General features: G+C 65.4%; 12 protein-coding genes. 9 read left to right on the plus strand and 3 right to left on the minus strand.

The annotated features are described in order from the left end of the window. Window positions 1-39: 39 nt before the first annotated feature. Entirely contained in the window at window positions 40-870 is an 831-nt protein-coding gene (locus ACS8Y6_RS10675) for an aldo/keto reductase (protein ID WP_440848447.1), read from the minus strand. 54 nt (window positions 871-924) lie between these two features. On the opposite strand from ACS8Y6_RS10675, the gene ACS8Y6_RS10680 reads away from it, so the two are divergent. From ACS8Y6_RS10680 to ACS8Y6_RS10690, 3 genes are all read left to right on the plus strand, one after another. Continuing rightward, window positions 925-1,242 carry an MGMT family protein gene (locus ACS8Y6_RS10680; protein ID WP_440848446.1) on the plus strand — a complete coding sequence of 106 codons (318 nt, stop codon included), beginning with the start codon at window positions 925-927 and terminating at the stop codon, window positions 1,240-1,242. Between the two features lie 66 nt (window positions 1,243-1,308). Beyond that, entirely contained in the window at window positions 1,309-1,674 is a 366-nt protein-coding gene (locus tag ACS8Y6_RS10685) for a putative quinol monooxygenase (protein WP_440848445.1), read from the plus strand. A gap of 132 nt (window positions 1,675-1,806) precedes the next feature. After that, a complete protein-coding gene (locus tag ACS8Y6_RS10690) occupies window positions 1,807-2,847 on the plus strand; it encodes an alpha/beta hydrolase (RefSeq protein WP_440855541.1) in 1,041 nt (346 codons plus the stop codon). A gap of 22 nt (window positions 2,848-2,869) precedes the next feature. On the opposite strand, the gene ACS8Y6_RS10695 is transcribed toward ACS8Y6_RS10690, so the two are convergent. Continuing rightward, on the minus strand, window positions 2,870-3,328 hold the full coding sequence (locus tag ACS8Y6_RS10695) for an EF-hand domain-containing protein (RefSeq protein WP_440855542.1): 459 nt from the start codon (window positions 3,326-3,328) through the stop codon (window positions 2,870-2,872). Window positions 3,329-3,809: 481 nt separating this feature from the next. Between ACS8Y6_RS10695 and ACS8Y6_RS10700 the strand changes: the two genes are divergently transcribed. Continuing rightward, window positions 3,810-5,108: an Nramp family divalent metal transporter gene (locus ACS8Y6_RS10700; RefSeq protein ID WP_440848442.1), complete on the plus strand. Its 1,299-nt coding sequence runs from the start codon at window positions 3,810-3,812 to the stop codon at window positions 5,106-5,108. A gap of 4 nt (window positions 5,109-5,112) precedes the next feature. Here ACS8Y6_RS10700 and ACS8Y6_RS10705 read toward each other — a convergent pair whose 3' ends face one another. Next, complete coding sequence (locus tag ACS8Y6_RS10705) at window positions 5,113-6,342, minus strand: MFS transporter (RefSeq protein WP_440855543.1); 1,230 nt, start codon at window positions 6,340-6,342, stop codon at window positions 5,113-5,115. Between the two features lie 139 nt (window positions 6,343-6,481). On the opposite strand from ACS8Y6_RS10705, the gene typA reads away from it, so the two are divergent. The 5 genes from typA (at window position 6,482) to ACS8Y6_RS10730 (ending at window position 13,142) form a co-directional block, all read left to right on the plus strand. Continuing rightward, window positions 6,482-8,314 carry a translational GTPase TypA gene (typA, locus tag ACS8Y6_RS10710; RefSeq protein WP_440848440.1) on the plus strand — a complete coding sequence of 611 codons (1,833 nt, stop codon included), beginning with the start codon at window positions 6,482-6,484 and terminating at the stop codon, window positions 8,312-8,314. An 83-nt stretch (window positions 8,315-8,397) separates the two neighbouring features. Then, window positions 8,398-10,020 carry a GNAT family N-acetyltransferase gene (locus tag ACS8Y6_RS10715; protein WP_440855544.1) on the plus strand — a complete coding sequence of 541 codons (1,623 nt, stop codon included), beginning with the start codon at window positions 8,398-8,400 and terminating at the stop codon, window positions 10,018-10,020. 50 nt (window positions 10,021-10,070) lie between these two features. Beyond that, the gene (locus ACS8Y6_RS10720; RefSeq protein ID WP_440855545.1) at window positions 10,071-10,838 is read left to right on the plus strand and encodes an SIR2 family NAD-dependent protein deacylase; all 768 of its coding nucleotides are present in this window, start codon (window positions 10,071-10,073) and stop codon (window positions 10,836-10,838) included. A 47-nt stretch (window positions 10,839-10,885) separates the two neighbouring features. After that, window positions 10,886-11,647, plus strand: a complete 762-nt coding sequence (locus tag ACS8Y6_RS10725; protein ID WP_440848437.1) for a ParA family protein — start codon at window positions 10,886-10,888, stop codon at window positions 11,645-11,647. 43 nt (window positions 11,648-11,690) lie between these two features. After that, entirely contained in the window at window positions 11,691-13,142 is a 1,452-nt protein-coding gene (locus ACS8Y6_RS10730; protein WP_440848436.1) for an NfeD family protein, read from the plus strand. Window position 13,143 lies beyond the last annotated feature (1 nt).

Below are 13,143 nucleotides of genomic sequence, written 5' to 3' on the forward strand. Positions count from 1 at the left end.
ATGATGACTGCGGCCGACCCTGCGCGCTGGCATTGGCATTCAATAAATCTGCAGCGGCGCCGGTCCGGCCGGCGGCGGAAACAGATCATCCAGCTCGGCGAGATCGTCCGCGCTCAGGGCGATATCGACAGCCGCCGCATTCTCCGCGACGCGCGCCGCATGCGCCGACTTCGGAATCGGCATCACCTCGCTCTGATGGAGCAGCCACGCGAGCGCGGCCTGGCCCTCGGTCATCTCGCGCGACCGGGCAAATCGTTGCAATGCCGGGCTGTCCATCAGGGCGCCGCCATCGAACGGAGAATAAGCCATCGTCACGATTCCGGCTTTTTGCAGCCAGGGCAACAACGCCCACTCGATGCCGCGTTGATTGAGATTGAACAGCAGCTGGTTGACCTGCATTTCGTGGCCGCCGGCATGACTGAAGGCCTGCGTCGCGTCGAGGTCGAGGTTGCTGACGCCGTAATGGCGAATCTTGCCATCAGCCTGCAACCGCTCGAAGGCGCGAACGGTCTCTGCGTACGGGGTCGCGCCCGGCCAGTGCAGCAGGTACAGGTCGAGGCGGTCGGTCCTCAGACGTTTCAGACTGGCTTCACAGGCTGCGATGGCGGCATCGAAACCGGCGTTCGACGGCAGTACCTTGCTCATCAGGAACACCGCGTCGCGCCGCCCGACCAGCGCCTCGCCCACCAGCCGCTCGGCGCGTCCGTCGCCGTACATTTCCGCGGTGTCGATCAGCGACAGACCGCGCTCGATACCGGTGTGCAGCGCTTCGATTTCAGACCGGCGCGTGTTCGGATCGTCTCCAAGATACCAGGTGCCCTGGCCCAGGGCCGGCACCGTCTCGCCACAGGGCAAGGTGAGATACTTCATAACGCAAAAAGGCTCCTTTAGCCCAGGGATGTCGTGTTCTGGCATCATCCTGCCATGTCATCGCCCTTGTCTCATGGACCTATCTTCGCGGTCGTACGCCGGATTCCGCCCGGCCGCGTCGCCACTTATGGCCAGATCGCGCGCCGGGTCGGCCGTCCGCGCGCGGCACGCCAGATCGGCTATGCCCTGCACCGTTGTCCGCCGGGTTTGCCCTGGCATCGCGTCATCAACGCCCAGGGCCGCATTTCCCTGCCCGCGGACAGCACCGCGGCACTGACCCAGCGCCGACGGCTGATCGAGGAAGGCGTTATCTTCGTCGACGGACGCATTGATCTGGCCCGTTACGGATGGGACGACACCCGCGCCGATTGACCTCGCCCATGGCACTGACGCCCGGCCGGTTATACAGTGGATATCCGATCATCAACGGGGCCTGTCATGGCTGCACTGCGCGATACCGGCGTCTCCTTCTCACCTTATTTCGAAATCCCGCCCGAACGGATGGATGAATTTCGCGCCCTGGTGGACGAGTTCGTCGCTGCCACCGGCAATGAGCCCGGTTGTCTCTACTACGGGTTCTGCTACAACGACCACCAGGCACTGTGCCGTGAAGGCTATGCCGACGGCGATGCCTTTCTTGCCCATCTGGACAATGTCGGCGAGCTGTTCGCCCGCGCCCAGCAGGTCGCGACCGTCACCCGCATGGAAATGCACGGCCCGGCGGCCGAACTCGACAAGCTGCGCAAGCCGCTGGCGGACCTCGACATCGTATGGTTCACCCAGGACTGTGGTTTCCGGCGCTGACGGGCCCACAACGGCTGGGGTCGCACCACAGGCTTGCGGCCCGGTCGCCCGCCCCGAACGGCTGGGCATCGCCTCAAATGGCCGCAGTGCGTAGAGTGGCCCTCTGGTTTAATTGACGAACAGGAGTCGCGCATGGCACCCCTGAGCAAGTCCTTCGAAGCCGGTGCGGCGCGCGGTATGCTCGGCCTGCCGGCCGCCCTGCTCCGGCTCATGGCCGGCAAACCGATCGTGCGCGACGGCCATGCGCTTGATGTGCAGTGTCAGTTGTTGCTGAAGATCATGCGCCTGCGCGGCGCCAAACTCGGTGGCTCGGATGTGGCAACCGAGCGGCGACAAATGCGGGCGCAATCGAGTACCTTGGCGCCGCGGGCGCACAACCCGCTCGCGGTACACGAGTGGGTCGTCGCCGGTGATAACGGTGCGCTCGCAGCGCGTTGTTATCGCCCCGAAAGCGCCGATGGGGCCGCCATCGTGTTCTACCACGGCGGCGGCTTCGTGCTGGGTGACCTCGACTCGCATGACGGTATCTGCCGCGCCCTGGCCGACCGGGCCCAGGCGACGCTGATCGCGATCGACTATCGGCGCGCGCCCGAACATGCGGCGCCGGCCGCCGCGCGCGATGCCATTGCGGCCTTCCGCGATATTGCCGCGCGTGCAGACGATCTTGGCATCGATGCGCACCGAATCGCGGTGGCGGGCGATAGCGCCGGCGGCAACCTGGCCGCCGTGGTGGCACAGCAAACCCGACATGACGACACCGCCGCCCCGGCCGCTCAGCTCCTGCTCTACCCGGCGGTCGACTTCGCCGAGGACAAACCCTCCAAGACCCGGCTGGGCAGCGGGTTCCTGCTCGAAAAATCCTCGATGGATTGGTTCGAGGGGCATTACCTGCCCGCCAATTGTAACAAGCGCGACCCGCTGGTCTCGCCACTGCACGGCGAACTGGGCGGCGTCGCGCCGGCCATCGTGATCACGGCGGGCTTCGATCCGCTACGCGACGAGGGCGAAGCCTACGGCGCAGCGCTGCAAACGGCCGGCGTGAACACGATCCGCCGCTGCGAAACCGGGCTGATCCACGGCTTTGCCAACTTTGCCGGCGGCGTCGAACGGGCCAGACAGGCACTCGACCACGCGGCCGACGCGCTGCGCACCCGGTTCGACGCCATCAACTGAATCCGGCAACCGGGGTCGCGGGTCAGTTCGAGCCGCCGCCCTGCCCCCGGTTGCCGAAGGCTTGCTGCAGTTCCTCTTTCGAGATGTAGCCGTCGCCGTTGGTATCGAGCTTATCGAAATAAGGCGTCAACGCCTTGCGATACTCGCTGCGCGAGATCTCGCCGTTTCCATTGGCATCGATATGCTTGAACCAGCTGCTGATGATCTGGTGGCGGCGTTTCTTGTCCTGGGCGGTGGCATCGGCCGGCAGCCCCGGCTGGCCGGCATCGAATTCCTTGGCGTCCACCTGGCCGTCGCCGTTGGTATCCAGCTTGTTGAAGGCCCGGTCCTGCGCCGCGTTGGCCTCGGCTCGGCTGATCTTGCCGTCGTGATTGGTATCGGCGCTGGTCAGGCCGGCTGCCTGCGCGGCCGTGACAAGCACCAGACCGGCGCCGCAAATGATGGCGACACGGCGGCCGGTCGCGATGGTTCGTGCAAACATAACGGTCTCTCGTGGTCGATGGGATGGTTCGCAAATGCGATGACGTGTTGCGGGCCGCGATCCGCGACCGGATGTTCAGTCTCGTCGATGCGCGTGTCCAGGTTGTTCGCGCGGCGCCGACATGCCGGGCGCGCGTGCGAGCCGGCCCGCACGCGCTGCGTGTGGCCGGTCCGTTTGACACCGCCGGCCGTCGCATCCCTGTGGGCTGCGGCACGGTCGACGCTGGCCGTCCATCAAGCCCGACCGGAATGTGGCGGTCGCGCAGGCGATCGCTGAGCGATGGTCGGCCCAGTATACCCGCTGTCCCGCCGCCTGCGACGCGGCCTCGCGCCCGCGCGAGGTCGTGGGACTTGCACCGTGTAGCCGATGACCGTAAAGTTTAGCCTATGCTGATTTTATGAGTGCCAGACCACGATTGAACCCTGGTCTGTTTTCTCGCGACGAGCGCCGCGGCGGCATGCCGGCGCTTCGGAAGCCCCGAATGAGCTCGACCCACATCAACCATGATTTCCTGCCGGGCGAAGGTGCCACGGCGCGGGCGGCCCAGGCCGCGCTCGACGGTCACCGGCGCGGGCTCAGGCGTTTGCTTCCATTCCTCGGCCCCGCCTTCATCGCGGCCGTGGCCTATATCGATCCCGGCAACTTCGCGACCAACATTCAGGCGGGATCGAGCTACGGCTACATGCTGCTCTGGGTGGTGCTGGTTTCCAACGTCATGGCTGTTCTCATTCAGTCGATGTCGGCCAAACTGGGCATCGCGACCGGTAAAAATCTGCCCGAAATCTCGCGTGAGCGGTTTCCGCCGCTGGTCACCCTCGGGCTTTGGATCCAGGCCGAGTTCATTGCCATTGCGACCGATCTGGCGGAGTTCATCGGCGGCGCGCTCGGCCTGAATCTGTTGTTCGGCATTGCGATGTTCCCGGCCGCCCTGATCACCGGCGTTTGCTCGTTCGGGCTGCTGGAACTGCAGCGGCGCGGCTTTCGCCCGCTCGAAGCCGGCATCACCGCGCTGATCGCCGTGGTGGTCATCTCCTTCGCCTACGAGGTCTGGATCGCCCATCCGGACGGTCGCGCCCTGCTGGCCGGCCTGTTCGTGCCCACCCTGGCCGGAAGCAATAGTCTGATGCTGGCCGCCGGTATTCTCGGCGCCACGGTCATGCCGCACGTGATCTATCTGCATTCGGCCCTCATGCAACGGCGTGTGATCGGCCGCAACGACGAAGAGCGTCGGCGCCTGTTCCGCTTCGAATTCGTCGATATCCTGATCGCGATGGGAGTGGCCGGCCTGATCAACGGCGCCATGCTGGTGATGGCGGCCGGACTGTTTCACGGCAGTGGCGAAACCGTATCGACGCTGGAGACGGCCTACAGCCGCCTGCACGATCATGCCGGCACCCTGGCCGCCATCATGTTCGGCGTCGGCCTGCTCGCCAGCGGGTTCTCGAGTTCGTCGGTGGGCACGATGAGCGGCCAGATCGTCATGCAGGGCTACCTGAATCGCCAGATCCCGCTGTATCTGCGCCGGCTGATCACCATGGCGCCCGCGCTGGTCCTTCTCGCCATCGGCGTCGACCCCACGACCGCGCTGGTCATGAGCCAGGTGGTGCTGTCGTTCGGTATTCCGTTCGCCCTGATCCCACTGCTGATGTTCTGTTCGAATCGGGCGTTGATGGGGAGCCTGGTCAATCGACGGGCAACGACAGTCGCCGCCTGGAGCGTGGCGGGCGCCATCATCGGGCTGAACATCTTCCTGCTGTATCAGACGATATTCGGCCTGTGAGGCCTCAAGCGATCGACGCGGCATGGCGCTGCCAAACGGCAAGGCGGACGACCGCGACCAGACCCAGCGCAAGAACCACCGCCACCATGGCGGCCACCCCGGCCCAGCCGTAGCCGCTCCAGAACAGCCCGCCCAGCGAGCCGACGACGCTCGATCCGAGATAGTAGCCCAGCAGATACAGCCCGGCCGCATGCCCCTTGCCGTGCTGCGCGAGCAGGCCGACCCAGCCGCTCGCGGTCGCGTGACCGGCGAAGAAGCCGATCGTCACCAGTCCGACTCCCGCGATGATCGCCAGCAGCGAATCCGGCCACATCAACGCCAGCCCCAGCGCCATCAGCACGATCGCGAAGATGAGCATCGGCGGGCGCCCGTGACGGTCGGCGATCTTGCCGGCAACGGCCGAGGTCACGATGCCGGCCATGTAGACGACGAACACCGAGCCAATGGCACCCTGGCCCAGCGAGAACGGCGGCTCGGACAGCCGATAGCCGACATAGTTGTAGACCGACACGAAAGCGCCCATGAACAGAAAGCCGCAGAGGAACACCCAGGGCAGCGCGTTGTGGCGCATGTGCGACGCGACCGGGCCGGCGTGCTGGCGCAGTGTCAGCCCGCGCTGGGCCACGAAATTGCGCGAGCGTGGCAGCAAGGCAACGAACACGGCGGCGGCGACGAAGCCGATCAGACCGAGGCTGGCGATGGCCACGCGCCAGCCGAAGGCTTCGGCCAGCAGGCCGGCAATCACGCGTCCGCCCATGCCGCCGCAGGCGGTGCCGGCGATATACAGGCCGGTGGCGGTGCCCAGGTCTTCGGGGTCGGTTTCCTCCGAGAGATAGGCAATGGCGAGCGCGGGCACGCCGCCGAGTGCGAACCCCTCGAAGGCACGCGCGACCAGCAGCGTGGTCCAGCCCGGCGCGATCGCCGCCACCAGCGACAACGCAGCCGAGCCGAGCAGCGATGCCGCCATCACCGTCTTGCGCTCGATCGCGCCCGACATGAGCCCGGCCAGAAACAGCGTGAAGGCGAGCACGCCGGTCGTCACCGACAATGACAGGCTGCTGACCGCTGCCGACACCCCGAATTCGCGCGAAAACGCCGGCATCAGCGGTTGCACCGAGTACATCGACGAGAACGTCGCGAAGCCGGCGGCGAACAGCGCCAGGTTGGCGCGCAGATACGCGGGCGTGCCTCGCTCAAGGTAGTCGGTACGGGCGGTTGCGGTCGATTGACTCATCCGACAATGGTCGCATATTTGCATCATGAAGCGACCGCAGGCCTGGCAATTTCTTGCATCATTTACGACTTTCGGCTAGCCGAAGCGCCTTCATTGCCGGATAATGTCGCGTTTTCGCATCCCGGCTGGCCCATTTTTCATGATCGATAATCTTCGCAACATCGCGATCATCGCCCACGTCGACCACGGCAAGACCACGCTCGTGGACTGTCTGCTTCGTCAGTCGGGCACGTTTGACGCCCGCGAGGACGTCGCCGACCGGATCATGGATTCGAACGATCTGGAAAAGGAACGCGGCATCACGATCACGTCGAAGAACACGGCGATCGAATGGCGCGACCCGGATTCCGACGCGGTGTACCACATCAACATCGTGGACACTCCGGGCCACGCCGACTTCGGCGGCGAAGTCGAGCGCGTGCTGTCGATGGTCGATTCGGTCCTGCTGCTGGTCGATGCCGTGGACGGCCCGATGCCGCAGACCCGCTTCGTCACCGAGAAGGCCTTCCAGCTCGGCCTGAAGCCGATCGTGGTGATCAACAAGATCGACCGCGACGGCGCGCGGCCGGACTGGGTGCTCAACGAGACCTTCGATCTGTTCGACAGTCTGGGGGCGACCGAGGAACAGCTCGATTTCCCGATCATCTACACCTCGGCGCTCGGCGGTTATGCCGGCATGGACGACACCGTGCGCGACGGCGACATGCTGGCGCTGTTTCGCACCATCACCGAGAACGTCCCCGCCCCGCCGGTGAACCTGGAAGGCACCTTCCAGATGCAGATCACCACGCTGGACTACAACAGCTTCGTCGGCCAGATCGGCATCGGCCGCATCGCCCGCGGCACCATCAAACCAGCCACCAACGTCACCATCGTCGACCGTGAGGGCGGCACGCGCAATGCCCGCGTGGCGGGCGTGTTCGGTTTCCTGGGGCTGAACCGCGTCGAGGTGGACGAGGCCCGCGCCGGCGATATCGTCGCCCTGACCGGCATGAACGATCTCGACATCTCGGACACGCTCTGCGATCCGGCCAAGCCGGAATCGCTGCCGCGGCTGACGGTCGACGAGCCGACCATGAGCATGACCTTCGAGGTCAACAAATCACCGCTGGCCGGCAAGGAAGGCAACTACCTGACCTCGCGCCAGATCCGCGAGCGGCTCGAGCGCGAGCTCAAGTCGAACGTGGCGCTGCGCGTGGAACAAGGCGGCGATGCCGATCGCTTCAAGGTCTCCGGCCGCGGCCTGCTGCATCTGTCGGTGCTGCTGGAAACCATGCGCCGCGAAGGCTATGAACTGTCGGTCTCACGTCCGGAAGTGGTCACGCGCCAGGTCGACGGCCAGATTCAGGAGCCCTACGAACTGCTGATGTGTGATATCGAGGACGCGCACCAGGGCTCGGTGATCGACAATCTCCAGCAGCGGCGCGGCCAGCTGCAGAACATGGAGCCGGACGGCAAGGGCCGGACCCGGCTGGAATTCATGATTCCGTCGCGCGGCCTGATCGGCTTCCAGACCGAGTTCATGAGCCTGACCTCGGGCACGGGCATCGTCACCCATGTCTTCGATCACTACGGCGCGCTCGGCGGCACCGACATCGGCCAGCGCCAGAAAGGCGTGCTGATCGCCAACGCGCCGGGCAAGGCAGTCGGCTTTGCCATCTTCAACCTGCAGGACCGCGGCAAGATGATGATCAGCCCGAACGACGAAATCTACGAGGGCATGGTCGTCGGCATTCATTCGCGCGAGAACGATCTCACCGTCAACGTACAGAAGGCCAAGCAGCTCACCAACGTGCGCGCGGCCGGCACCGACGAGAACATCCAGCTCGTGCCGCCGGTGCGCATGACACTGGAACAGGCGCTGGAATTCATCAACGACGATGAACTGGTCGAGATCACGCCCGGCTCGATCCGCGTACGCAAGCGCTGGCTCAAGGAACACGAGCGCAAGAAAGCGTCTCGCGGCGGCTGATATCCGCCGCCGCGGGCCGTCATGCCCGCCGCCGGCCTGCCCGCTTGTTCGACCGTCGACCCGCTCCGCCCGGAGGATTCGCCATGGCGTCACAGAACAGCCGTTCCCGTCTGATCGTTCGCAAGGCCCGCCTGGCCGACATTCCGTCCATCAACCGGATCGTGCAGCGTGCGTACCCGAAGATGGACGATTACTCGTTCGACGAACTGCGCGGCCAGATCAACAACTTCCCGGAAGGCCAGCTGGTCGCGGTCTATGAAGACCAGGTGGTCGGCTATTGCGCCACCATCTGCCTGCCGGAAGCGCAGGTCATGCGCAATCACAGCTGGGCCGAGATTACCGGCAACGGCTACGGTTCCACGCACGATATCGACGGCGATTATCTGTATGGCTACGAAGTGTGCGTGGACCCGGACGCCCGCGGCCTGCGCATCGGGCGCCGGCTGTATCGCGAGCGCGAGGCGCTGGCGGTCAAGCTCGGGCTCAAGGGCATTGTCTTCGCCGGGCGCATCCCGGGCCTGCGGCGCCGGTTGAAGCAGTTCGGCAGTGCCCAGGCTTATGTCGAGGCCGTGGCCGACAAGACCATCCGCGACCGCGTACTCTCGTTCCAGCTCGCCCAGGGCTACGAACTGCTCGGCGTGATGCCGAACTACCTGCCGGACGATCCGGATTCGATGGGTTACGGCGCCCATCTGCTCTGGCGCAATCCCGAGTACAAGTATCGCGAGGATGTGCCGGGCGATTCCCATGTGCATCTGCAAACACGCAACAGCGTGCGCATCGCCACCGTCCAGTACATGCAGCGTGCGATCGACTCGTTCGACGAGTTCGCCCAGATCGTGACCTACTTCGTGCGCGAGACCGCGGACGCCAAGGCCGATTTCGTGGTCTTCCCCGAACTGTTCACGGTGCAGCTGCTGTCGATCAAGAACGAGGACCTGCACCGACGTGCGGCCATCTGGCGGCTGGCCGACTTCTGCGACGATTTCCGTGCATTGATGGCCGACCTGGCCGTTCGTTGCAACATCAACATCATCGCCGGTTCGCATCCGACGCAGGTGGGCGAGGAACTGCAGAACATCGCCTACATCTATCTGCGCGATGGCTCGGAATACATGCAGCCCAAGATCCACCCCACGCCCGGCGAGCGCGAACACTGGAACATCGTCGGCGGCGACAGCCTGAACGCGATCGAGACCGATTGCGGCCCGATCGGCGTGCTTGTGTGCTACGACAGCGAATTTCCCGAACTGTCTCGGCATCTGGCGGATCAGGGCATCAATATCCTGTTCGTGCCATTCTCGACCGAGGACCGGGCCGGTTACCTGCGCGTGCGCTACTCGGCGCACGCGCGCGCGGTGGAAAACCAGATCTACGTGGCCACGGCCGGCAACACCGGCAACCTGCCGCGCATCCACGCGATGGACATGCACTACGCGCAGTCCGGCATCTTCACCCCCTGCGATTTCGCCTTCGCGCGCGACGGCATCGCCGCCGATACCACGGCGAATGCCGAACAGGTGGCGATCGCCGACGTACGGCTCGATACGTTGCATGAAGCGCGCACGTCGGGCTCGGTGCAGAACATGCTGGATCGCCGCCACGACCTGTACCGCGTGCAATGGATGCCGCGCCGGCGTGCCACCGCCAAGGCCCGCCGACTCACGGCCAAACCGGGCCAGACGACGACCACCGACGACGGCTGAACGCTCCCGGCCCACCTCGCTGGCGGCGCGGGTCGCGTTACCATCGCGGCATGAGTGATGACGACCCGCAGCCCATCCGCCGTGCCGCCGTGCTGGTCGCAGCAGCGCGCGAGATTCTCGTGCTCACGGGCGCCGGCATATCGGCCGAGTCGGGCATTCCGACATTTCGCGAGGCACAAACCGGCCTCTGGGCCGCATATGCGCCCGAGGATCTGGCCACGCCCGAAGCCTTCGTCCGGCATCCCGAGCGGGTCTGGGGCTGGTATCAGTGGCGCCGTGCGCTGATCGCACGTGGCGGCGTGAACGCCGGCCATCGCGGTATTGCGCAACTGGGCGCGTCGCGGCGCGTATTCGTGGCTACCCAGAACGTCGATGGTCTGCACGCCGCGGCCGGCAGCCGCGCCATCGCCGAGTTGCACGGCAATATCTGGCGCGACCGCTGCGGTAGCTGCGGTGCCACGGTCGACAACAAAGTCGCCGAGCCCGACACACAAGACCCGGCGTATTGCCATCGCTGCGGCACCATGATGCGCCCGGACGTGGTCTGGTTCGGCGAAATGCTGCCCACCGAGGCCCTGCGGGCCGCCGAATCCGCGCTGGCGCGTGCCGATGCGGTGCTCGTGGTCGGCACCTCCAACCGCGTGTATCCGGCGGCAGCGCTGGTCGATGCCGCGATTGAATCCGCCCGGCCCGTGATCGAGATCAATCCGCGCCCGACCGGTGTGTCCCATGCTGTCGATGTCCGCGTTGCGGATTCCGCCAGCCGTGCCCTGCCCGCCCTTGCGGCTCTGCTCGACGAGGCCCCGGCGAACGGCTAGAGTCATTCGCAGATCCTATTCGGTGCGGCCTTCGGCCGGGAGCGCTCATGACGACTCGGGTCGTTTTCAACCAGAAAGGCGGGGTCGGCAAGACCACCGTGCTCGCCAATCTCGCTGCGATCGCCGCCGAGCGCGGCCGGCGCACGCTGGTCATCGATCTGGATGCCCAGTGCAATGCCAGCCAGTATCTATTGTCCTCGGATGGCCGCCAGGCCGAATGTGGCAGCGCCGATTTCTTCGAGGCCACGCTGGAACGCGGCCGCAGCCGTGAGAATCTGGCCGATTATGTGACCGACACGCCATTTGAGAATCTATCGATCATTGCCGCGCACCCCGATCTCGAAGGGATTCGCGTCAAGCTCGAGGCCAAGCACAAGATCTACAAGCTGCGCCAGGCGCTGGAGACATTGTCCGGCTTCGACGAAATCTACATCGACACCCCGCCGGCGCTGAATTTCTACTCGCAATCGGCGCTGATCGCGGCCGATCGCGTGCTGGTGCCGTTCGACTGCGACGACTTCGCGCGCCAGGCGCTATATGCCCTGTTCGACAACATTCACGAGATCCAGGACGACCACAACCCGGCGCTGGTGATCGACGGCATCGTGGTGAACCAGTTCCAGCCGCGCGCCAAGCTGCCGCAGCGCATGCTGGCCGAGCTCACCGAGGAAGGCCATCCCATCATTGATGCGCACGTCACCAGTTCGGTCAAGGTGCGTGAATCGCACGATGCATCCGTGCCGCTCATCCACTTCGCGCCGAGCCATAAGGTGACCCAACAGCTCGTCGCCCTGTACGAGAAACTGTAGCCCGCGCGCATCGGTTGCCGCGAACGCTGCGTTAATTACAGACATGAGCGTTCGATCGATAACCCGCTGCCGTCCGCTGATCGCCCTATTGCCGATTCTGCTGGCGTTCGCGCTGATCGCGGCCCACGCCGCGGGCGGCGCAGCATCCACGGCCCGCGAGATCCCAATCGACGGCGCCATCGGCCCGGCGATCGGCAATTATGTCGTCGACGAGATTCACCAGGCCGAAGCGGATCACGTGCCCGTGATCATTCTGCGTCTCGACACGCCCGGCGGCCTGTCGGCCTCGATGCGGGATATCGTGAAAGCCATTCTTGCCTCACCCGTGCCCGTGATCGGGTATGTGGCACCGTCGGGCGCGCGGGCCGCCAGTGCCGGCACATATATCCTCTATGCCACGAATATCGCGGCGATGGCGCCGGCCACCAATCTCGGGGCGGCGACGCCGATCGAGTTGGGCGGCGGCAACGACAAGCCGGCGGGTAACGGCGGATCGAAACACAACGACAAATCGTCGAAGGACAAGACCCAAAGCGCCACGGCGCCCGACCTGTCCAACGGCGCCACCGAGCGCCGCAAGCAGGTCAACGATGCCGTGGCCTATATCCGCAGCCTGGCCGAACGGCGCAGCCGCAACGCCGACTGGGCGGAAAAGGCCGTACGCGAGGCCGCCAGCCTGAGCGCGCAACAGGCTGAAAAAAAGCACGTGATCGATCTCATCGCCGATAACGCGCAGGCGCTGCTCACGGCGGTCGACGGTCGTACCGTCCACACCGCCGACGGTGATGTCACCCTGCATACCAAGGGCCTGACGATCGAGCGGCGCACGCCCGGCTGGCGTACCTCGCTGCTCGCCATCATCACCGACCCGACCGTCGCTTATCTGCTGTTCATGGTCGGCATCGTCGGCCTGGCCGCCGAAGCCCTGGCCCCCGGCGCCACCCTGCCCGGCACGGTGGGCGGCATCAGCCTGATCGCCGCCCTGTTCGCGTTTCACGTGCTGCCGGTCAGCTACAGCGGCGCGGCCCTGATCGTGCTCGGTGTGCTGTTGTTCGTGGCCGAGGCGTTCGTGCCAAGCTTCGGCGCCCTCGGGCTGGGCGGCATCGTGGCGTTCGTGTTCGGCTCCATCATGCTCATGGACAGCAACGCGGCCGGGTATGATGTGTCGATGGGGGTGATCATCGGCATCGCGATCGCCGCGGCGCTCATTCTGGCGCTGATGGTGCTCATGTTCGCGCGCTCGCGGCGCGCACACGTCGAAACCGGCCACGAAGGCCTGGTCGGGCGCGAGTGCGTGGCGAACGACGACTTCGTGCGTGAAGGCCGGGTCTGGCTACACGGCGAATCCTGGCGGGCGATCAGCGAAACGCCGGTCAAACGCGACCAAATCCTCACCGTCATCGGCGTGCAAGGACTTACCGTTTTTGTGCGTCCCCTTGAACAGCGCAGTGCGGCTCATTCGAACAAGACCGGCCGACGGCCGGAAGGATCCTAGC

This window comes from Salinisphaera sp. RV14 (genome assembly GCF_052044135.1).
In the GTDB taxonomy this organism is placed as follows: Bacteria; Pseudomonadota; Gammaproteobacteria; order Nevskiales; family Salinisphaeraceae; genus Salinisphaera.